The organism is Streptomyces sp. NPDC059455, assembly GCF_042750115.1.
Classification (GTDB): Bacteria; Actinomycetota; Actinomycetes; order Streptomycetales; family Streptomycetaceae; genus Streptomyces; species Streptomyces endocoffeicus.
Map to the genome: position 1 here is coordinate 70,329 of NZ_JBHYVB010000001.1, position 20,572 is coordinate 90,900.

Consider the following 20,572-nt stretch of genomic DNA (forward strand, 5'->3'; position numbering starts at 1 on the left):
GCACCCCCCCCCCCCGCCGCGCCGCGCGGGCGGGGGCCGCGTGGGGGGGGCCCCGCGGGGGCGGCGCGGCGGGGGCGCCCCCCCCCGGGCTTCAACGTCGGCTCCGATTAGTCGGTGATGCAGCCGGCGCAGGCGCTCTCGGTTGTGCTGCCACAGTTGTCGCTGGTCTTGTTCATCAGCTCCCCAACGGGCGAACCCTTCTCAGCGAAGGTCACGTCCAGGTCGAAGTCGCTGTCGGTCGTGCGCGTTCCGACGGTGTCCACCGTTCCTCCAGAGGTTGTTGAGGATGTGCACATGCGCCTGTCCCGTGGACTTACCGCCCAGCGGGCCAGGAGATCGTGAAGCGGAACGCGGGCCGGTCCAGGACGCGCCCCGCAGGGAGCTGGTCATCGGGGGTACCGGCCGGGTAGGCCGCGAGCTCAGGCGTCTGGCCACGGTGGTCGCGATCCCACGTCTGGATCTCTGTGATCAGCCGATCCGCGGTCTTGGCGGCCTCCGGGCCGTGCCCGACCGCGCCGAACTCGAACACCTTCCGCTCCGGGGTCGTCGGCCGCATCGTCAGGTAGGCGAACGACCCGGTGGCTGTGTCGAGGAGGGTGGCCACGCCCCGCCGCGACCAGGAGGAAACCACCCCGCGGTCCCGGGCCTGGCGGGTGGCCGTGAGTAGGGCGAACTCGGGCAGGACGGAGACCAGCCACAGCTCCAGGTCGTCGTACGGCAGGCCCAGGCCCAGGGTCACTCCGGCCCATGCCTCGCTCCGCGGCTGATGCAGCGCCTTGCGCATCTGCTCGGCATTGACATGCACATCGTCCAGCCGCAGGCCGACCTCTTCGTTTTCCCCCTCGTGGAGCATGACCAACTGCTCACTCCGCGCCCCGGCCCCGCGCATCGGGACGAATCCGCAGACTTCGAAGTCGCGGGCCACCAGGCGCCCCTCTTCGCGGTGGAAGGCGACGGACCAGTCCAGACCGCGCAGGCGCAGCGGCACAACGATCCGCCCGTTCCCGGTGAGCTGGTCCACCAAGGCTTTCGCAAGATCGGGCGCCTCGACGGTCAGCACGATCCGGTCGTATGGGGCGTGCTGCGGCTCGCCCTCCGCTCCGTCTACGACGAGCGCGTGTACCCGCCCGTACCCGGCAGCGGGCAGCAGTCGGTTGGCGCGGTCGATCACGTCGGGATCAATGTCGATGGTGGTGACCTCGCCGTCCGGACCGACGAGTTCGTCGATCAGTGCAGCGTTGGGGCCTCCGGAGCCGACCTCCAGCACCCGCATACCCGGGCGGATGTCGGCCTGTTCGAGCATGAACGCCTGGATACGGGCCGCGCTGACCGAGCTGAGCGAGACTCCCTGTTCGTCCCTCTTGGTGGTCAGCGAATACTCGGCGGCGTACGCCTTCTCCAGCGGCACCTCGGGCAGGAAGAGGTGACGAGGGACGGCGCGGAACGCTTGCTCGACAGCGTCGGTGCGGAGTGCCTTCAACTCGCGCAGCTTGGCGATCATCTGTTCGCGCAACTGATCGATCGCGTCCGGGTGTTGGGTCTGTTCTGTAGTCACGTCGGGGACGTTAGTCACTGGGGCACTCCTTCTCGAACGTGCTCGCCGAGCTGGCCGTGAGTCGCGCCGATTCCGACTGGTTGACGGTTGAGGATGTCCGAAAGCCGGTCGCCGTCCAGGCGGAGACGGACGATGTGGTGATCAGATACGTCGAGCGGCACCTCGATGACATCGACGCTGGCCACCGCAGCCAGCAGGTCTGTGGTGACGTAAATCCTGTCGATGCGCGCGTCTGGGCCGTGTGTCGAGCAACCGTCAACCGTACGTGACACTGCGGTCGCACTGCCGCACGGGAGGGTCGCCCGGTACCGGGCGACATCCTCCAGTCCAGCGGTGCGCAGGGTTTCGTCCACGCGGGTGTCCATCTGCCGCCTGCCGTCCGGGCCGACATACGAGCGGTGGAGACGGTGCCGACGATCACGGATCTTCGCCATGTCGGGCAGCGCCGGATCACCAGCCGCACCGCGGACGGGATACCCGTTGTTATCGCCGCCGAGGATCGCCGGGATGGTGAGGTTGTCATCGCCCGGGATGGGCCACCTCTTGTCTGCCCAGGTCGTCAGCCACTCGGCTTCGGCGAGCCGGTGTGTGGCCGAGGCGTAGTTGAGGTGGTAGGAGACCACGGACAGGGGGGTGGCTTCATTGCCCGCAGGCACGTAGCGCATGGTCAGTGCCGCGGGCGGCAGAACCCACATGGGTCCGGTGTCCGGCCACTCCCGCACAGCCCGAAAGACGCTGGGGTCGGCGAAGACAGCGGTGCACGACTTAGGGCCAAGCCACCCGCGCAAGCCGAGCGCGCCTTCCAACTCGTAAATGATCGTATTGCCGTTGGCCTCCGCGCCCCACATCTCCTGGCGGAGGATCAGGTGTGGTTTAAGGGAAGCCAGTTTCTCATGCGCCCGAAGGCGCTTGGCCGGGTCGTCTGCGCCGTTGCGCTCGAAATTCCAGCACAGCACGTTAATCGCACCCATGCGAAAGCGCGCTCCTTTCAGGAGTCCGGTATCGGTACGGTGGTGATCGCCACCTGCGGTCGCCCTGGCCCGTATGTGGGCCAGCGCGACCCAGTTAGGCGCTAACAAACAGAGGTGTCACCGCTCACTTAGGAAGGGCGACATCTCGGCCAGGTGCTGCATCAGATTCGCATGCTGCTCCTACAGCGGTTCGGAGGCGAGAACTGTCACTTCTTCTCCCTCGTGAGTGCTTCTTTCCTCTTTGATACCGCTCGGGGCACCGGGACCCGGCATCAACCGGTGCCCCGAACGGGGCCTATTCGATGGACCGTGGTCCGACTCGCTGGGTGCGGTCTTCCAGCCCCTTGGCCAGGCCGGTTGTCTCTTTGGCGCGGAGGTGGTTGGAAATGCGGGCGGCGGCCTCGATCGCGACCGTGATTACTTCGTGGCCGTACGAGGCTTCGCGGCGTGTCCGCTGCAAGTGGCTGGATAGCGACAGGACGGCGGCCAGTTCTCCATTACGGCCGCGCACCGCCACCGCCAGAACCAGGCCCCTGTCGGCAACGCCCTGTACCCAGCCACGACATCGTATAGCGGAGCGCGTAGCGGCATCGCTCCAGACTTCGTGGCCCTGGCTGAGCCCCCGCCAGGCAAGGAAAACACGCGAGACGGGGTCTTCTCCGATCGCCGCTGTCCTGGCTGGCTTGCGGTCACTGGCCGCTGAGTTGAGTCGCGGGTCCTCGGCGATGCAGATCCGCTGATCGTCGCAACGCTGTTCGAGGCGGACATATCGTATGCCGGTTGTGGTCCGTAGCACGCTGAGTTGTTGCCGCAGTTCACGGTCAGCGATCGCCTGGTGCGCCGCTCTTGCCAGGCGAATCAGCCTCGGACCGATAATGAACTGCTCCTGTTGGTCGGCCTCGACCAGGCCCAGCTCCTGCATAGCGAGAACGAGTCGATGCACCGTGGGACGTTTCAGGCCGGTTTCGGAAATCACCGTTTCCAGATGCGCCGGTCCCTCTTCCAGCACGGCGAGGATCGCAGACACCTTGTTGAGCACACCGACTTGGCTCTGCACCATATCCGGAGCAGTAATCGTCATCATCTCCCCTCGACAGGCCAACCATTCGAGCGCGCGGAGAACCATCGTCCTTATGACCGTATTGCTCTCCGCTTGCCGAAATTCTAAGTCTCCAGCGTCTTATCGCGAGGATACGCTCCGCCGCGTCGACGCAGCTCTACACCTGCTTCATTGAGCATCGTGTGAATAAACCCGAATGAGCGCCCTGTAGCGTCACTTATATCCCTGATGCTCACGTCGGGGTCGCTTAAATAGACGACACTAACGCTCTCACGGAAGCGTTCACGGGCATTCCCGGTAAGCCTCTTCCCTCGTGGAATGCGAGGGAGATCTTTCAGGTTGGCAGTCATGGCTACATTCCCAAAGGCGGTTGGCTCGTGCTTTTCATGGCGGTCGCAGAAGGCTCAGCTGCGATCGTGATAGATGAGCGGCTTAGGCGAGTGTCTGAGAGCAGAGGACGGGTCACTCATGAGTAGCTGCCTGGATCAGTCCCATCAGGAGTTCACCCTGGGCCCCGGACAGCCGGGGGACCGGGGCTTTATCCGGTGCCGGTCCGAGTACGCCGAGCTCCCAGCCACGACGGACAAGATGCTCTGGGGTTTCGGCGCCCACCAGTGCCATCAGTGCACGCACATCCCTGCGCACGATGTCCACATGCACCCTGCCGTTCGCAGCGATCCATGGCAGATCCTGACCGCCTGCCAAACCGCGGAGAACTTCGTACTGACCCGCGCTGAGCACGAGGTCCGCACCGTCATTTGTGTGCTCGGGCGGGGGGATTTCCCCCAGCATGTAGGCCCGGTGCACGGCACCCGGCCGTTCGGGGGAGCCCAGCTTCACCAAGGCGAACCGTAGGCAGTCGTTCACTCTGGATGTCCCCACACCCATCTCCGCGGCCGCTTTTGCCGGCGTCATACCGCTCGCTATGTGCTGGAGAGCTTCGCGCTCGCGAGAGGAAAGCCTCAATCGGCCTGGCGGTTGGCTGACCACAACGACCCTTTCTCGTTTCGATAGGTATTGGTGCGTTGGCACGGGGATAGAGGGCTCAGGTGGCGGTGTGCTCCGTCAGGTCGTCAAGGTCCACGGCCGTGCAGCCATGGAGCGCGACGACTTCGCGGCAGGCGAGGGTCCAAGGCAGTCGCGGGTCGTCGTACGCCACCAGCGTGAACGGCTCACCGCCCTCGCTGGGCACCGGTCTAAGGGTCTCGGGTGCGTACACAATCCCGGCCACGCCCCAGGCTGTGGCGTTCTCCACCAGCGCCGCCGCACACTCCCTCCATACGGAAGGACGGCCCAGTACCTCAAGGGCACAGCCATCGCATACCGGCGGCGTGGCCGTCCTCTCCCCATCTGTGACCGGCCTGCCGGCCCCTGCGTGCAGCAAGAACAGATGCCGCCCATCGGGCCGGTCATCGGTGGGTCGGCCGCAGTACCGACACAGCGTGTGGTTCATCGCCTGCCGCTGGCGCACGGCGTGAACGCGGTCGAGCAGTGGTGCGCCAGCCCCAGGCTTGACCGGCACCCGGATCCACAGCGCACCCCGGCGACGGTCGGCGATACCGTATTCGTCCGCGTAACCGATGCCCATACCACCACAACCGTGTCGCGTCGTGATCACGGCCGGAGGCGCGTTCTCGCCTGTCCACGCAGCGATGTACGGCACACGCACATCGCCCGCGAAGTACTGACGTGGTCGTGGACGCCGAGGCCCAGCACCGGGACGGTCAGGCGGCAGCCAGCCGGTGGGTGACGGGCACTGGTCCCGACGCATATTCGTCCTCTCGGATGTGTGCTCGTTGCGGGTAAAGCCCCTCTTCGGCGGCCTCGAGACTCCGCGGGGGAACGGGATGAAAACGCCGAAGAGGGAGTAGTGGGTCCGCATAACGCCTGGTCTAGCCGCCGCCCCTCCCTTCCTGGCAGCTGGAGCAGGGGCGGCGGCCGGCCCTCCCCCACCAGACGCAGGGGTGGTCCTGTTGACGCGGTCAGACCGCAGCATCGATGTATCCGGTCCGGGAAAGGCGCTCCATCAGCTCGTTGGTGGCCCAGCCCAGTCGGCGAACGTGGCCTAGGGCCTTCCAACGGTCATCCGGCAGCTCCCCGGAATCCAAGGTGCGGGCCCGCTTGATCAGCACAACCGCTTCCTGATCCTTCTCATACGCGTGGCCGGCCGAAGCGATGCTGACGAGTCGGAAGAGGGCGTTGTGAAGGCGGTCAGCTAGGCCGACGAGCTCATAGTGTTCAGGCGCCTCCTGGCCCAAGACGGCAGCCAGATCTTCGAAGATCGTGTCCCAGTCGAGTGGGTCCCAGTCCCGGAATGCGGCCAGGATGCGCGCCAGGGTGTCGATGTCCAATGACGGCGTCAGTTGTTCGACGTCAGGAGGATTTCTCTGCTTCGTGGACATGGTGATCGCCGGAGTAGGCATCAGCGCCTCCGGATGGGAAGGGCACACCAGGTGATAGTGCCGTCGGGGCTGATCCCCCAAGAGCCCCGGTGCTGTTCGGCGATCTGCCGAACGAGGAACAAACCACGGCCGTCCTCTGCATCATCACGCAGACGCTGGATGCGAGGCCGACAGCGGGTGTCGTCCCGCACGGTGAGCCGTAGAACCTCGGAGACGAGGCGAAGCGTCATGGTGATCTGCGTGCCGTGGCTGTGCTGGATGGCATTGGTGATCAGCTCAGAGACGACAAGTTCCACATCGTCGGCCATATCGGCGAGGCCGCAGTTGTCCAGGCATGTCTTGGCCAGATGACGCATCACCCGGACAAGCCGCGCGTCCTGTGCGGGAATACTGTCTTGGCCGCTCCGGGCACTGATCGGAAACCTCATCCGCATGCCATCGCGGTCAAGGACGTGGGAGTACGCGGCAGGTTCCCTCGCTGCCGCAGTGCAGTGTGCGGCTCTGAACGGCCGGACGGAAGTCGTCTTCATCACGTCCTCTGGGGGGGGTTGCGCAGCACCGAGTGAACGGCACCGACAGATCTGCGACGCAGACAGGGCGGCGGCACCTCAGCTGGGCGGGATGGGAGACCCCGCCCCTGGCCCAGGCAAGTCGGTTGGGCCGCCTGCTCCGGACTGGAGAAGGTCGCCAGCAGACCGTTCCCCCGGGTGCCACATGGCACTGCGGCACTCAGGTTCGGGGGCTCGAAGACCGCCGCCGACTGCTCGTACACGAGGAAGCTCCTGAAGTCCATGATTGTGCTCGCTCAAGCACTCTCTGCAAGGGCTGTATGAGCGTTCCAATCACGGCTGCACGGCTCTACCCTCGTTCCTCCCTCGCTTCTCGGCGCGAAGTTGACGTCTTTCCTCGTCTCTTCCTTGAACTGTGCTCAGCTCGTCTAAGCACCGTCTGGAGGGGCAAGTTGTTGGGGATGACGTTCTATCGTCGTCACAGTGACGCGCTGAGGCGGATGGGATGGGTGGCATCATGCGCACGTTCTTCCGGTACATCCTCGAAGAGCAGGACATTCGTACCCTCGACGACTTCCTGCCGCCGTATAGGGAGGCAGCTGCTCGGTTAGGCGCTGAGAACGTAGATCCATCCCGATCAACGTTCGAGGCGTGGTTCTACAACGGACGACGTCCACAGAAGACCTTCCGAAGGGTCATCGTGGAAATGCTCGGATACAGCATCGCCGATCTGTGGACCGAGGTTCCTGCGGGAACCGTTCCGGACTTTCGCCCCCTGTCCAGCACGTCACCGGCTGCACCCCGTGCCAACCTCGGCATGGACCTGGATCACATGAAAAGGACGGGCGCGATGGCTGTTCAGCGCGCGAAGCAGTTTCTTCTAGGAGCGGACCGCGAAAGGGTCGGCGACGACACATTGGGCTTGCTCAACGACGACCTTGTGCGACTCGTCGGCGCGTACCCACGTGAGCCCCTGTCAGAGATCTGGACCGATCTTCTGGAGACACAGGAGCAGGTCTTCCGCACGCTGGAGGGCGGCAGGGTCCGGCCATCACAGCTCCGAGAGCTCCACTTCAACGCTGGTGTGCTTGCCTTCCTCGTAGCCAAGGGCTTCAACGACATGGAACAGCGCGACCACGCGAGCACGATGGCACGGGTCGCCGCGTCCCATGCCAGGGATGCGGAGCATGACGGGCTAAGTGCGCTGGTCGAAGGGCTCAAGTCTCTCATCGCGTACTGGGCTGACAGGCCCACGGACGCCATGCATTACGCCCGGCAGGGTGGGCACATTGCGGCAAACCTCAAAGGCACTGTCGGTCTGTGGCTCCTGGGCCTTGAGGCACGGGCGGCCGCCGTCCTGGGAGACGAGAGCACCGTGCGCTCAGTGAATCGGCTGTCGACCGAGCGTCGCGACCGTGTCGTCCTGGACGACCTCGATGAACTCGGCGGTCTGCTCACCTACTCGCGAGAAAAGCAGCTCTACTACAGCGTGGAGGCTGAGGCTCTGCTCGGTCACGGCGGTGCTCATCTGGCGTCCCAAGCGGAAGAGGCTGTACGGGCGTTCAGCGACCCCGAAGCCCCGTTCTGGGCCTTCGGTGATCTGGCTGGATCGCAGTGCGATCTTGCCCTGGTCCGGCTCCACAGCGAAGATCTGGAAGGCGCCGCAGCGGCCCTTCGGCCCGTCCTGGACCTGCCGTACTCGCACCGGAACAATGGCATCATCGTCTCGGCCCAGCGCGTCCGTCAGGCGCTCATGAGCGGGCCCGCTCGCACTGCCCTCGCAGCCCGGGAACTTCAGGAAGAGATCGAGATCTTTCCGCCGCGGCGCCCGGCGCTGCCGGGGTAGGGCCTCGCGAGTAAGGTCCCCCGCATGTACCCGATTAGCCGCTCAAGCCAGCGTCTGAATCTCCGTGAACTCACCCTCGAGGATGTGGAGGCGGTGTTCGCGATTTACGGCAACCACGAGGCCACAGAGCACCTGTCATTCGAGCCGCGGACCCTCGGAGAGGTGCACCACATCGTGGCCCGCTCCATCGCCATGGCCACGGCGACGCCCCGTAGTGAGTACGCGGTTGCCGTCATCGAGCGCGACAGCAGCCACTTGATCGGGTTCGGCCGCTTGGCCACAGATCCGCACCAGCAGCGCGCGGCCACATTTGGCTTCGCGCTGCACCCGGATGCCTGGGGCGTTGGCTACGGGACGGAGACCGTGCGTCTGTTGCTCGGCCTCGCATTCGAGGACCTGCATCTTCACCGTGTCTGGGGAGCGCGCTCTCCGCAAAACAAGGCTTCGGCGAAGACTATGACGGGCGTGGGCATGGTCGAAGAGGGCATCATCCGGGAGCACATCCAAAAGGCCGGGCAGTGGCGCGACTCCGTCGTGCACGCGATGCTTGAGCGAGAATGGACCTCCTGCCCCCAGCCTGGCTAAGCCAGCAGCAGGCTGCCATTCCTATCGGTAGAGGCGTGATGGCACGATGACCGACGTCGCGAGAGTGTTCCCCTCTTCGCCCTCACCCTCGGGGTCGTCGGGGGCCGGGGTTTGACGTACGGCCTCGATCTGCCGCTCGATGCCACGCAAGTTCTCTTGCAGATCCATGGTCACGACACCATCGACGGTGACCTTCAGCGGGTCGGCAAGCAGCTTCGCTCGACGCTCCCCCAACACCTCCAGCGCCACCGCCCGAACCGACCGCAGCCGGAAGTACCGGCGCTCCAGGTCGGCTGAGTCCGTGTCCGGTCCGAGCTGCGCCAGCAGCCACGACCGCTGGAACTCATCCACCATCCTGCCCTTCCACTTGTACGAGAGCGGTCTGCCACCGAGGGGTCCCCGGTAGCAGACCGCGGGGTCATGGCGACACCGAAGCGGACCGCGAGCGGCGCGGCGGGGGCTTCTTCGCACCGCCCCCGCCGGCCTCCGCCGACCCCGGGTCGACCATCTTCTCGGCGGTCGGGTCCGGCTCGCCGACCGCGATCGGTTCCGGCCCGCCGCCCTCGGGCGAGACCTCCCACGCATCGGGGTTCGTCACCAGGGCAGCGAGGCGCGGTTCGGGCTCCTCGCCAGGCAGGAGGATCAGCTCCTCGCGCGTGGCCGGGTCCTGCACATACACGGCGGCTTTCAGTCGGGGCACTGGCATCACAGGACCTTCGCCACGATGTGCGCGTCCGGGGTGTGCATGACCGGCATGCCGACCGCGGCGCCCTTGGTGTAGATCTGCACCGGGTCGTCCTGGACCCCGCGGGTGATGATGATGCCCGGCGCGTCCTCGCGGACGATCTCCGGGTTCGTGCCGCGTGAGAGCACCAGCGCCTCGGCCGTCACCCCGATCTGGGTCTGCGCCCATTTCTCCCGGTCCGGCGGGATCAGACACCACAGGTCTTCCGGCAGCACCTTGCGTGGCTTGCCGTCCACCCGCACCTGCGCCTTGTAGAACGTGATCGGCGGCAGCGAGTAGTTACCGCGCACCACGTTGATCTGCTGTGGCGTGAGCGTCGCCGTTGGCGTCGTGGACGGGTTTACGCTGCCGTAGTAGGCCGCCCGGTAGGCGTTGTTCGCCGCGAGGTAGGAGAACGCCTTCCGGCTGGTGACCACCAGCTCCGGTTCCGGCGCGCCGACGTCGTCCAGGTGCTGGATCCACCGGAGCTCATCGGCGATCGGGTCCGATGCCGGGTCCCACCACGGCCGTTGCGCGACCGGCATGTTCGCCGCGGGGACGTTCCAGTCGACCTCCAGCGTCAGCCCGTTCTCCTGCACCAGCGAAAACTTCCCGTCCGCCAGCACGTCGCCGGCCGCCATCTCCAGGCGTGACTGGATCGCCTCCACGTGCCGCTCGACATCGTCGTACAGCAGCTCGATCAGCCGGTCCTGATCCGAGCCGTGCGAGGCTTCCAGCAGGATCTGTTCCTGCTCGGAGACCATCAGCTTCTGCCCCAGCGCGGGCAGCGCCCCCTCACGGGAGGTCTGCCACGCCTCACGGGTGGCGAACGGCACGCTCGCATTGAACGCCCGGTACTTCGCCACATTGACGTACCGCCCCGAGTCCTTCACCCGCCACTTGACCTCCCGCAGCACCAGCGTCGGGAAGATCTTCTGTGTCAGGAGGAAGTCCTTCGGAGAAGGGATCGCCCGCGCGAACGCTGTCAGATCGACAACGCCCACGTCTTTCAACAGGTCCTGAATCGACACAGGTCAGACCCCGCTCACACGAACCGGATCAGCGCGGCCCGCGGGTGCCACACCAGCTGCGACAGGTCGATACCACCGGGCACCTTGGACGCCTTGACCGCCCCGTGCCACAGCAGCGCGGCCGGAACCCGCGTCTGCCCCGGCGCGAACGGCGCCTCCGCGATCACGAAGCCACGCAGCACCTGACGGCCGCAGTGCGCCTCGGGGTCATACGGCCCGTACAGGCCCGACTCGCTGACCTTGCCGACCGGCACACCCGAGAAGACCCGGCCATACGGATCGCAGCACTCACCGCACTCGTAGTGCACCCCTTCGGTGAACAGCGGCAGGTCGAGGGTGATCGTGTCGGTCTGGTCGGCGCCGTGCAGCGACGCCAGCCACTCCCGGTTCGCGGTCAGGTACTGCGAGGACTCAACAGGCTGAATGGACATGCTCTGTCTCCATTGGACGATGCGGTCAGCTTCCGCACACCGCCCTCCAGAGCAGTGCCGTCCACGGGGAGAAGGGGCGTGGTCCCCTGTATGCGCTACCGGTCAGCTCGCGGCGTCACTGAACTCCGGGATCAGGCCCCGGCGCCGGGCCATCTCCAGCCCGGCCGACCCCGGCTTCTGCGGAGAGGTCGTCCGCGATGGTCCCCGCCCAGCCGGAGCGCCCGCTGGGGCCGCCGGTACGAGGCTGCGCACCTCGCCGAACAGCTCCGGTCGTCGGGAACGCAGGGCCTCGGCCGCCGCCTGGACCCGCGCCTCGTCGGCGTCCTCGTCATCGACGACCAGCAGCCGCTCAGCGTCGGTGAGGTCATCGCCTTCCGCGCCCAGCGCCACCAGCGCCGCTCGACGAATCGCCGCACGCTCCCGCTCTGCGGCCAGCTCCTCACGGCGTGCGGCCTGCAACTCCCGCTCGGCCGCCGCCTGCTCCCGCCGCTCGACCTCCGACAGCGCGGCTTGCTCAGCCTCCCGCTGGGCGGTGACGAACTCCGTCAACGCCTTCGGCGTATCGAATCCGAGGGTAGCCAACAGACGCTTGATTGCAGCCCGTTCGCCCTGGGCCTTCTCCTTCGTCAGCATCTTCCCCAGGCGGTCCTGGGTCACGGTGACCTGCTGCTCCTGGCCGCCGTCGTCGGCGCCGTCGTCCAGCTGGTCGTTCGTCCCGTCCTCGGACGAGGCCCCGAGAATCGGGAAGATCGGCCGCCCATCACGGCGATAGCCGACAGGGCTGCCAGTCGGTAGGGGCCGGACCATACAACTCCTCCAGTGCGCGCCCCCGCGCTGTGGATCAGTGTAGTCATGGCCGCCGACAGCACTACCGCGTACCGGCCGCCCACTACCGCCGCCCGCTGCCAGACGCGAACCCGAATGGCACAGCCCGCCCGTCGCTGCCCTTCGACGACTTTCCATCTCCGCCAGCCTCGCTTTCTGGTGGTTCCTCCTCGTTCCCCGACTCTTGATCCGCGTCCCCGCGGCGGGCGGCTGCCTCCGCCATCCGCGCTGCCGTCTCCTCCTGCGCTTTCGTGCGGATGCGCTCCACTTCCTCCGCCGCGTCCTTGATCGGGTAGCCCGCGTCAACCAACATCGTCACCGCCGTCTCCAGGGAGATGACCCCGGCGCCGTACGCCTGGACGACCTCCTCAAGCACCGCCGCCCGGTCCGTCGGTGTGTGCGGCGCCCACGACAGCCGCGCCCGCAGCGTCTCTCCGGCCGCCCATCCCTCCGCCCGTCCGGCCTGGTACAGCCGCTGCACCATCTTGAACAGCAGCCTGTACTTGTGCTCCCGGGCCAGCCGCATCATCCCCACCAACGCGTCCAAGGGCCCGAGCGCCAGCTTCAACGCGTACCCCGAGGGCACCTCCGAGGCGTCCAGCGTCCCCAACCCGGCTGCCGTAACACGGCTGTTGGCCGCGATCCGGTCCAGCAGGTGCTCCACCCGGGCCCGCAACTCCGCCAACTGCGGCGAGGTGTCCAGCGCGTCCATCCGCCCGGTCTCGCCGAGCTGCCATACCGCCCCAGCCTGAACCGTCAGCTTCTCCGGCTTCCCCGTCGCCCGATCCACCGGCAGCCGCACCCCGGCCAGCCCGATGATCGGCGTCCCCGTCGTCGCCGACGCCGCCGAAGCATCCGAGTCGGTGGCCGCCAGCTCATCCAGACCCTGAAGCACCCGCGCGATAGCGGAGCGGCCCCAATGCTCCCCGCCATCAGGGATCGTGTTCGTGATGTGTATGACCGGCAAGAAGTCAATCATCAGATCCAGCCGGTGCAGCTCCGTGCCGTCCGGCCGCACCCTGAAGCTGGCCTTGTCCATCGGCAGCCGGTCCAGCGTCTGCCCCCGCTTGATGTCCTCCAGCAGCCACTCGGCGTCCGTCAGGTAGCACGTCATCCTCGACGGACGCCCAGGGCTCCACGGGTACTGCCGCACCAGGCTCTCGTCCTCTTCGGAAACAGGGCCCAGCTCGTACGTCACTCGCCGCACCCGGGCCTTCAGCCCCGCCTCGCGGTCCTCCGGCAACTCCCACGCCAGGTGCACCCGGGAAGGGAAGTCGGCGTCCTCGTCCTCCCACTGCGGGAAGTAGAAGCCCGGGTCGTACACCCTCAGCGTTGGCCGCTGCTTCTCCGGATTCCACGCCAGCACGTACACGCTGTCACCCAGCAACACCGCCGCCCGCTCAGCCTGCTGGATACGCAGCGTCAACAGCTCCTTATCGGCCCAGGTCCGCAGCCGCTCCTGCAACGCGGCAGCCTCCGTCGCCCCGGGCTTCGGCGCCTCCCCCTCGGCGTGCTCCGCACCCTCCACCACGATCTTCTGCTCCGAGCCGAGCAGGTACCCGAGCGCGGCGTCCACGAGCTTCGCGGCGTCCCCCAGTTCACGCCGCTCCAGCGCAGCCTCGCCACCCCCAGCGGCAGCGAGCTGTCCGGCCTGGTTGTTGTCGTACGAGGCGAGCACCTTGTACGCCGCCAGCCTCCGCAGCTCATGAGGCGGCAGCCACGGAGCCGCCAGCTCAGGGAACGCCCGGCTCGCCGGTCGGCCGGCATCAGCCATCACCGGCTTGTAGTTCAGCCACGACCAGGCATCAATGACGAATCGGCGCAGGCCCACGGGTCCCTCCAAGAACATCGGCCCCGCGCTCGGCCCTCAGCGTAGTCGCCAGCTTCAGGCGAGCTGTGATCACGGCAACTGGAAGACGGGCCGCATCCGCGCCAGGGCTCAAGTGCCGTAAGCAGCAGGCGCCTTGGCGACACACCGCTGCGGCTATCATGTCGGGATGGTGCAAAGTAACGGTCGGAGCACGCGAGGAACCTTTTTCCCCATCGTCGAAGTCTTCGGATTCCCCCACGACAGCGCCGCACCTGCCGCCGCTAAGGCATGGAGCGAGGACGAGAAAGCATGCCCCTTCGCTGGCGGCCTGTGTGAGAAGGAAAAGCAATACCACCTTGGCTACTGCTCGGTAGCTTATGCCGCCTCGTGGGATAAGGGGGAACAAAAGACATACGCTGTTTGCGATCACCGCCTGGACGGGCCTCCCGTGAACTGGGCAGTGACTGACTACTTCGGCACCGATAACGTAACGGTGGTTTCTGAAGTAACGGCCACGATCGCACCGAAGCGCAATATCGACTATGTCGCCTTCTCTGATGACCCTTCCGCCCCGGATGGAACTCGCATCATCGCCATCGAAACACAGTCGATCGATTTGCGGGGCGGTGGTGTCGGCCCAGCCCTGGAAGCATGGAAGAAAGGCGACACTGCGAACTGGCGTGCATATTTCACCGCCGAGGCAAAGCACAAGAAGCGCAAGCACGACAAGGTTGACTACGGCGTAAACACGGGAAACGTCTACAAGCGCCTAGCAACCCAGGTTGCCGAAAAGGGGGAATACCTGAAGCAAATAAATGTACCCCTGTATGTCGTCATGCAGGACAGCATCCTGAAACAACTCAGGTCGAGAGTTGACTTCACCCCGGTCGAAGACGACGAACCCTGGGATATTACGTTTGCCGGGTTCGAATACACTGGCGACTTGGACTCGGAAGGAAAACTGAGCCTTTCCCTGGTCGAATCCACACGCACCACACTGTCGAACTACATCGAAGCCTTTACTTCGAGCAGCGAGGGCGGCGACCTTCGTTCAGACTTCGTAGCCAAGGCACGGAAGAAGGCGCCATCCAGCCAGCAGGGCCTGTTCACGATCTAGAACAGTTGAGACTGCGGGTCACCATCTCTCTGGAGAGGGAGATCCGCCTCATCAACGGACTCGATAGCAAAGTTCAGGTTGGTGGCGTTGACTCGGGCAGAAGTCGAGAAATTCGAAGTGATTTCAAACCCCATAGCGCGGCGACCGTTCTTTACAGCCACCGCAAGCGACCTGCCCGTACCGCAGAACGGATCCAAGACAAGGCCGTTAGGGGGGCACGAGCTCAAGATTCGAGGCTCAATCAACTTCACAGGGAAGGTTGCCGAGTGCCCATCCGACCCTGGCGCAACGTTCACTTGGATGACGTCGCGAGCCCCGTCTTCCACAGCAGCAAGATCGTAGTAGTACTTTGCTCGCCCTTCCTTCGGGCGCTTCACAAAGTGAAAGAAGTGCTCATGCGCCAGTCGGAGACGGTCCTTTTCTGGGCGTGGCGGCACGTTCCGCTTCTCCCAGATTAGGTCATTCCGGAGAATCCACCGCTTATCCTGCATGGCGATTGCGAACCGTGCTGGAATCAGCAGCATCTGCTTCTCCTGCCGGAACCCTCCCATCGGGGTCTTCCTGCGCATTCGCGGATTGTCGCCAAGACCCTGCCGACCATCCATCCGAATGCTCGACCAGCGGGCAAAGTACGTGTCCCCGATATTGATCCACATGCTACCGCCCGGCTTCAAGGCGGAGGCGCCGCGCTGGAAGATCTCTACCAGGTTGCTTACGTACCACTCCGGCAGCGGCTCCAGCCCCAGGCACCCCCCATGCAGCCGATACCAATCGTACGGCGGTGCCTCCTCCTTGCTGCCGCCTTCAGCTTCCCACTCCCGCAGAATTTCGCCATTGTGGTCGAGGCCATATGTACGAAGACCCCAGTAAGGAGGGGATGTAATGATCAGGTCGACAGATTCCGCTGGAATCTTTTCCATGAGGTCATAGGCATCGCCCTCAAAGACCTCTGCCGTCCTCTCCTGCAGAGGAGGCGTAATTTCGCGGAAATCTGTCATGTTCAACCTCGGGGCGCCATGGATTGCGTATCAAATAGGAACGATTCTAGAGAGAGTATATATCAATGCAGCCCGGAAATACAATTCCGGCGCTTTTGTTCCCCCTTCCGGTCCACCCAAATGCTTGTTTTTGATCAGGTCGCCCAATGGTACCGTCAACAGCAGGGATGAGCGGACTTTACACAGATAATTCGACCCTCTTCATCTCGGATGATCAACGCCTACTTCTCGCTCCGATACGCAATGGATGGTGCGGGCAGGCGCTGAGACAGCCTACCGACGCCCCTTCACTCTCTGATCGTTCGCGGCACGCGGAGGCGGCATCGTCGGATCGAGGAACAGATCCCACAGCGCCCACACCGCCGAGTCCAGCAGGTCCGGCGAGTCCTCCGTCTCGCCCTGGCCGACGAACGTGGTCATCTGCTCCTCCAGCTCTGCGAACCGCCGAGCCGGGCCGACATGAGACACCCGAGCCTGCTCGTACAGCTGGGCGACCGGGGCCGCCCGCGCCCGCTTTCCTCTCGTGGCGTGAACGATGCGCCAGTTCACGGTCGGGTCCACCTGCTCCAGGAGCGCGGGCAGGTAGTCGCCGCCGTTGTTCGCCTCGATGACCACGCAGTCCGCCCGGTGCTCGTGGTACAGCGTGGCGGCCCGCTTCATCGCTTGCGTCGGCGTGTACCGGTCCTGCTCGCAGTGCAGCAGATACCCACGAGGCCGGTCGTCCCCGAACGTGGTCTCCACCGGGAACCCGCGCCCAGCCACGGTGAATGCCGTCATATCCGCGTTCTCGTGCGACTTCGTGGCCGGGTCCACGGCCACCACCACGCGCTGGAGGTCCGGCAGGTGCTCGGGCCGAGGCCGGAAGCCCTCGACCTCCAGCATCCAGCCCTTCCACAGTGCGCCCTCCACGTCCTCGAGCAGCTCGCCGGACAGCTCCTGCCGCCCCAGCCGGGTGCCGGCGTACTCCTCCTCCAGCTCCGCCCGCGCCGCCGGGCTCAGGTTCGCGTCGTTCTCCCGCATGTGCCCGCGGGTCAGCACCACCCGCGGCGGCTTCCCGCCCTCCCGATGCGCCTTCTCCTGCGCCCGTCCGCGCTCAACGAGCCGCTTGACATGAGGGAGCGGCTTCGGCGTCGTGGAGATCACAACCTGTGGAGTGTCCGCCTCGCGCAGGCAGAACCACAACATGTCGTAGACCTCTTGCGCGGTGTGCCGCGACCAAGCCGCGTACTCGTCGCACCACGCCTTGTCGAACGCCCAGCCGCGCAGGTTGTCCGGCGTCTCCGCGCCGAACCCCCGGATCAGCGTGCCGTTCACCAGCCGCAGCGTCGTCTCCCCAAGCGAGGAGTTGTACTTCGCCACCTCCTCCGGCGGGAACACCGACAGCAGCCCCGACTTCGGGGACTCGAAGCAGATGTCCCGCACCAACGTCGCGTTCTTCGCCACCACCGCGATCTGCAACCCCGGACTCCGCGCCCACTCCCGCACCGCCTCCACCGCCGTCCGCGACTTCCCCCAGCCACGGCCGGTGAGCAGCATCCACACCGTCCACAGCCACAACGGCCGACGCTGCGCTGCACGGGCATGGTGATGCAGCCACCCCGCATGGGGCAGCCCGTCACAGTTCGGGACCTCACACGCCCACCGCCGAGCCGACAGCTCATCGGCCCGGACCAGTGCCGCTACCTCGGCCCTCAGCTGCTCCTCGCTCATCACCGATGGGTCCGCAAAGTCCTCGGCCATGCGGCGCTTGGCCCGGCCACGGCTCACTGCGCGCCCTCCGACAACCGACGCTCCAGCTCCCTGCGCAACTGATCCATCCGGGCCCGGCGCTCCTCGTCCGACAGCGAAGCCACGTCAGCGCCCTGGTCCCGGTCCTCGACCGCCCCGACCACCGGTGCCTCACCCACGGCCCGCCGCTCGATCTCCGCCGCGACCTGGATGTAGCGCAGCAACTCCGACGCCGACAGCTCCCGCGGGTCAAGCGTCTGAAGCCGGGCCACCGCCTTGCTCTGCACGGCCTGCGCCAACTTCGCATGCCTACGGGCGATATCCCGCCGCGCCTGCGCCTGCTCCGCGAGGAACAGCCGGTCCTGCTCCCGGTCATACGCCGCCGCCCGCATCACCCATGCGAACTGCCGCGACCACCGGCCCACCAGCGCGCGGGATTTATCCAACTCCCGTGCCACCTTCGTAACACTCCGCTCCGGGCCGAGATCGCGGTACACGGTGAACGCCTCGAACGCCTGGACCGACTCCCCGCTCTGCCGCTCCCAGGACTCCACGGTGCCCTCGGCCACCGCTCACCTCCTGGCCGACGGCCGGCTAGTTCTGCTGCGCGGCCAGGACTTCCAGCGCCCGCCACGGCTCGTCGGCAGGCACGGTTCCGTCCTGCACCATCCGGTCGATGGCCGCCCGCACGACGACGGCTGTCTCCACCGGCAGATCCCGCACGCCGAACACCGTCTCCATCGGCGCCGTCCCCGCCCTCGTCGCCTCCCCGGAGGCGGCGTCGAACCAGCCCTCGGCCAGCTCGCCCAGGTGCCGCTCGAACACAGCGAGTATCACGCCGAGTGCCGTGGCGCTGTTGCCGATCTTGTACGCGGCTCGGGAGGTCTCCAGCGCATCGAGCACCAGCTCGTACTGCTCCAGCCCGGCCGCCCACCGCCGGTCAGCCGTCGCCGTGGAGCGGGCCGCGTCGAAAGCGGCCTCGGCCCGCTCCAGCTCGGCGGGCAGGAACATGAACTGCACGCTGGCGAAGTCCAGGTTCGCCTCACCCAGGGAGGCGACGTCCACCTTCTCCAGCAGGTCCAGGGCCTTGTCGTCCAGGCCCGTGTACTGCCGCCACTCCACCGACTCCAACTCCTCGTACAGCTCCTTCAGGATCGCCGGATCGTCCTTCCCGGCGATGGCGTTGTGCGAGAGCTGGAGCGCGATCTGCCGCTGCCGGGGCAGCGGCTCGTCTATCTGCATCCACCAGATCTGCGACAGACCGGCCTCGATCGCCGCCAGCGTGCGGTGATTCCCGGACAGCACGACCAGCCGCCCCGATGCGCGGTCGTTCCAGACCAGCGGCGTCGAGGTCAAGCAGCCGTCCCGCTCGATATTCGCCACAAGCTGCCGGAACTGCTCATGTGGCAGGAACCGCGCGTTGACGTCGAGCAGCGTCAGCGTGCGCGGGTCGCCCTGCACCATCTGCGGCGGGGCGAGCCGAGTGGACTCGGTCTCCATGGTCAGACTCCCGTCTTCGTCGTCGGGGTGCCCCACCGCTTCACCCACGTCTGAAGGGCCTCGGCCAGCGTGTGCTGGCCCATCGCCCCCCGGTACTGGAGCTGGAACTTCCAGCCGTCCTCGTTCGATGGGCTGCGCTTGTGCAGCCGCAGCAGCCCGCGGTACTTCATCGACACCGGGTTGTTGCTGAACGCCGTCGTCGCCACCCGCCGGATCCGCCGCGAGAACGCCCGCTGGCACAGCAACTGCGCCTCCGCGCTGGTGGCCGCGAGCACGATCAGCTTCGACAACCGCGGGTAGTCGGTCGGCGCGACCGCGAAGTCCGAGAGCACGTACGCCTCGTCCGGCGTGAACGTGCTCGGTGCCATCGCGAACACGCCCAGCAGCCGCCCGCCGCCGTCCCGGACCGCGACGGCCAGGTTCGCCGCGCCCGGCGCGATCCTCGGGTTGAGGTACCGGGAGCGCAGCGCGTTGAACTGACCGGGCTTAAGCAGCGACAGCGTGATCGGCCCAACCAGTTCGTCACCCTCGCGCAGGCGGGGAGCCTTCACCGGCTCGATTGGCTGGCGCGGGGCGACGATCCGCGTCGGGGCCTGACTGGCGTACACGTAGAAGGGAGCGGCGCGCGGGGTCGCCTTGATCACGCCGCGCAGGTAGGGGTACAGCTCGGGCACGTCATGGTTGGACGCCGTCAGCCAGTACGGGCGGTCCGTGATCGCGCCGAGCACGCTGACCACGTCGTCGTTGGACAGCGGCTCGTACTGGGGCGCGTCCCAGGTGAAGTGGGCCTCCAGCGGCTCGTACAGCTTCTCGTAGCCGCCGCCGTAGAAGGGAGGGAAGGAGCACACCGGGGCGTCACGGGGAACCTTCTGGAGCCAGGTGCGCACATCCTCCACCTCGTACGAGGCGAGTTCGACGGCTGAGCCGGACAGCCGCTCGACCGTCTCCGCGTGCTTGGCCTTCCACTGTTCCCGGTAGGAGCGCACCACCCGTTCGTGCCACAGCCCTTCGCGGCCGACGCTGGCGAGGAACCGCGTGCCCAGCATCATCGTGGCGACCGTGCCCACGCCATCATCCAGGGAATCGGCCAGCCAACCGAGCCGGTCTGTGCTTTCGTCGCGGAGCTGGATACCGACCGGCTGCCGGGTAAGCCACCGGCCAATAGCAGTGGTGTAGATCGAGACGTCCGAGGAGCGCAGGGCGAAGCCCATGCCGGCCAGGGACCGCTCGATGGTGAAGTTGCCGCAGCACGGTACGTAAACCTCGGCGCGCGGCCAACTGCTGGCAGTCTCGCGCACGATGGCGCGCATGGGGCCCGGGATGGTGCCCTGGAACATCTCTCGCCTCCTGGGGCGGAACGACAGCGCCCGGGGCCGGGGGGGGCGGGGCCGGGGGGGGGGGGGGGACCAACAAAAAGGAGCGCAATACCCCAGGAAAAAATTAAACAACACACCCGCGGGGGGGGGGGGGCACCCAAAAC

Annotated in this window: 23 protein-coding genes; 3 read left to right on the forward strand and 20 right to left on the reverse strand. The window is 66.3% G+C overall.

Annotation, left to right across the window (positions count from 1 at the left end):
- Positions 1–107: 107 nt before the first annotated feature.
- The 9 genes from ACFXB5_RS00250 to ACFXB5_RS00290 form a co-directional block, all read right to left on the reverse strand.
- Positions 108–263 carry an FxLD family lanthipeptide gene (locus ACFXB5_RS00250; protein ID WP_385200932.1) on the reverse strand — a complete coding sequence of 52 codons (156 nt, stop codon included), beginning with the start codon at positions 261–263 and terminating at the stop codon, positions 108–110.
- Positions 264–313: 50 nt separating this feature from the next.
- Positions 314–1,555 carry a methyltransferase, FxLD system gene (gene fxlM, locus ACFXB5_RS00255; protein ID WP_385200934.1) on the reverse strand — a complete coding sequence of 414 codons (1,242 nt, stop codon included), beginning with the start codon at positions 1,553–1,555 and terminating at the stop codon, positions 314–316.
- A gap of 14 nt (positions 1,556–1,569) precedes the next feature.
- Positions 1,570–2,526 (reverse strand): endonuclease/exonuclease/phosphatase family protein, encoded by a 957-nt coding sequence (locus ACFXB5_RS00260; protein ID WP_385200935.1) that lies wholly within the window; start codon positions 2,524–2,526, stop codon positions 1,570–1,572.
- A 295-nt stretch (positions 2,527–2,821) separates the two neighbouring features.
- Positions 2,822–3,652, reverse strand: coding sequence for a helix-turn-helix domain-containing protein (locus ACFXB5_RS00265; protein ID WP_385200937.1), 831 nt, complete (start codon positions 3,650–3,652; stop codon positions 2,822–2,824).
- Between the two features lie 38 nt (positions 3,653–3,690).
- Positions 3,691–3,936: a helix-turn-helix domain-containing protein gene (locus tag ACFXB5_RS00270; RefSeq protein WP_385200939.1), complete on the reverse strand. Its 246-nt coding sequence runs from the start codon at positions 3,934–3,936 to the stop codon at positions 3,691–3,693.
- 112 nt (positions 3,937–4,048) lie between these two features.
- Positions 4,049–4,426, reverse strand: coding sequence for a hypothetical protein (locus tag ACFXB5_RS00275; protein ID WP_385200941.1), 378 nt, complete (start codon positions 4,424–4,426; stop codon positions 4,049–4,051).
- A gap of 205 nt (positions 4,427–4,631) precedes the next feature.
- Positions 4,632–4,841 (reverse strand): hypothetical protein, encoded by a 210-nt coding sequence (locus ACFXB5_RS00280; protein ID WP_385200942.1) that lies wholly within the window; start codon positions 4,839–4,841, stop codon positions 4,632–4,634.
- Between the two features lie 727 nt (positions 4,842–5,568).
- The gene (locus ACFXB5_RS00285; RefSeq protein ID WP_385200944.1) at positions 5,569–5,988 is read right to left on the reverse strand and encodes a DUF6415 family natural product biosynthesis protein; all 420 of its coding nucleotides are present in this window, start codon (positions 5,986–5,988) and stop codon (positions 5,569–5,571) included.
- A 20-nt stretch (positions 5,989–6,008) separates the two neighbouring features.
- Positions 6,009–6,416 carry an ATP-binding protein gene (locus tag ACFXB5_RS00290; RefSeq protein WP_385200946.1) on the reverse strand — a complete coding sequence of 136 codons (408 nt, stop codon included), beginning with the start codon at positions 6,414–6,416 and terminating at the stop codon, positions 6,009–6,011.
- A 598-nt stretch (positions 6,417–7,014) separates the two neighbouring features.
- Between ACFXB5_RS00290 and ACFXB5_RS00295 the strand changes: the two genes are divergently transcribed.
- Both ACFXB5_RS00295 and ACFXB5_RS00300 read left to right on the forward strand, forming a co-directional pair.
- On the forward strand, positions 7,015–8,343 hold the full coding sequence (locus ACFXB5_RS00295; RefSeq protein ID WP_385200948.1) for a hypothetical protein: 1,329 nt from the start codon (positions 7,015–7,017) through the stop codon (positions 8,341–8,343).
- A gap of 24 nt (positions 8,344–8,367) precedes the next feature.
- Positions 8,368–8,928 (forward strand): GNAT family N-acetyltransferase, encoded by a 561-nt coding sequence (locus ACFXB5_RS00300; RefSeq protein ID WP_385200950.1) that lies wholly within the window; start codon positions 8,368–8,370, stop codon positions 8,926–8,928.
- A gap of 21 nt (positions 8,929–8,949) precedes the next feature.
- Here the strand turns inward: ACFXB5_RS00300 and ACFXB5_RS00305 are convergent, their stop codons facing one another.
- The 6 genes from ACFXB5_RS00305 to ACFXB5_RS00330 form a co-directional block, all read right to left on the reverse strand.
- Positions 8,950–9,282 (reverse strand): hypothetical protein, encoded by a 333-nt coding sequence (locus ACFXB5_RS00305; protein ID WP_385200952.1) that lies wholly within the window; start codon positions 9,280–9,282, stop codon positions 8,950–8,952.
- 64 nt (positions 9,283–9,346) lie between these two features.
- Positions 9,347–9,634: a hypothetical protein gene (locus tag ACFXB5_RS00310; protein WP_385200953.1), complete on the reverse strand. Its 288-nt coding sequence runs from the start codon at positions 9,632–9,634 to the stop codon at positions 9,347–9,349.
- Positions 9,634–10,683 (reverse strand): major capsid protein, encoded by a 1,050-nt coding sequence (locus ACFXB5_RS00315; protein WP_385200955.1) that lies wholly within the window; start codon positions 10,681–10,683, stop codon positions 9,634–9,636. Before ACFXB5_RS00315 ends, ACFXB5_RS00310 begins: the two co-directional genes overlap by 1 nt.
- A gap of 14 nt (positions 10,684–10,697) precedes the next feature.
- The gene (locus tag ACFXB5_RS00320) at positions 10,698–11,114 is read right to left on the reverse strand and encodes a head decoration protein (protein WP_385200956.1); all 417 of its coding nucleotides are present in this window, start codon (positions 11,112–11,114) and stop codon (positions 10,698–10,700) included.
- Positions 11,115–11,216: 102 nt separating this feature from the next.
- Positions 11,217–11,921 carry a hypothetical protein gene (locus tag ACFXB5_RS00325; protein ID WP_385200958.1) on the reverse strand — a complete coding sequence of 235 codons (705 nt, stop codon included), beginning with the start codon at positions 11,919–11,921 and terminating at the stop codon, positions 11,217–11,219.
- Positions 11,922–12,003: 82 nt separating this feature from the next.
- Positions 12,004–13,770: a hypothetical protein gene (locus ACFXB5_RS00330; protein ID WP_385200960.1), complete on the reverse strand. Its 1,767-nt coding sequence runs from the start codon at positions 13,768–13,770 to the stop codon at positions 12,004–12,006.
- A 166-nt stretch (positions 13,771–13,936) separates the two neighbouring features.
- Here ACFXB5_RS00330 and ACFXB5_RS00335 point away from each other — a divergent pair, with 166 nt between their 5' ends.
- On the forward strand, positions 13,937–14,866 hold the full coding sequence (locus tag ACFXB5_RS00335; RefSeq protein ID WP_385200962.1) for a hypothetical protein: 930 nt from the start codon (positions 13,937–13,939) through the stop codon (positions 14,864–14,866).
- Here the strand turns inward: ACFXB5_RS00335 and ACFXB5_RS00340 are convergent.
- The 5 genes from ACFXB5_RS00340 to ACFXB5_RS00360 all read right to left on the reverse strand — a co-directional run bounded on the left by ACFXB5_RS00340 (position 14,863) and on the right by ACFXB5_RS00360 (position 20,429).
- On the reverse strand, positions 14,863–15,864 hold the full coding sequence (locus tag ACFXB5_RS00340; RefSeq protein ID WP_385200964.1) for a DNA methyltransferase: 1,002 nt from the start codon (positions 15,862–15,864) through the stop codon (positions 14,863–14,865). The two genes, ACFXB5_RS00335 and ACFXB5_RS00340, sit on opposite strands and share 4 nt — an antisense overlap.
- A gap of 273 nt (positions 15,865–16,137) precedes the next feature.
- Positions 16,138–17,631, reverse strand: a complete 1,494-nt coding sequence (locus tag ACFXB5_RS00345) for a terminase large subunit domain-containing protein (protein ID WP_385200967.1) — start codon at positions 17,629–17,631, stop codon at positions 16,138–16,140.
- Positions 17,628–18,161 (reverse strand): hypothetical protein, encoded by a 534-nt coding sequence (locus tag ACFXB5_RS00350; protein WP_385200969.1) that lies wholly within the window; start codon positions 18,159–18,161, stop codon positions 17,628–17,630. Before ACFXB5_RS00350 ends, ACFXB5_RS00345 begins: the two co-directional genes overlap by 4 nt.
- A 25-nt stretch (positions 18,162–18,186) precedes the next feature.
- On the reverse strand, positions 18,187–19,092 hold the full coding sequence (locus ACFXB5_RS00355) for a ParB N-terminal domain-containing protein (RefSeq protein WP_385200971.1): 906 nt from the start codon (positions 19,090–19,092) through the stop codon (positions 18,187–18,189).
- A gap of 2 nt (positions 19,093–19,094) precedes the next feature.
- Positions 19,095–20,429: a hypothetical protein gene (locus tag ACFXB5_RS00360; protein ID WP_385200972.1), complete on the reverse strand. Its 1,335-nt coding sequence runs from the start codon at positions 20,427–20,429 to the stop codon at positions 19,095–19,097.
- Positions 20,430–20,572: the final 143 nt, after the last annotated feature.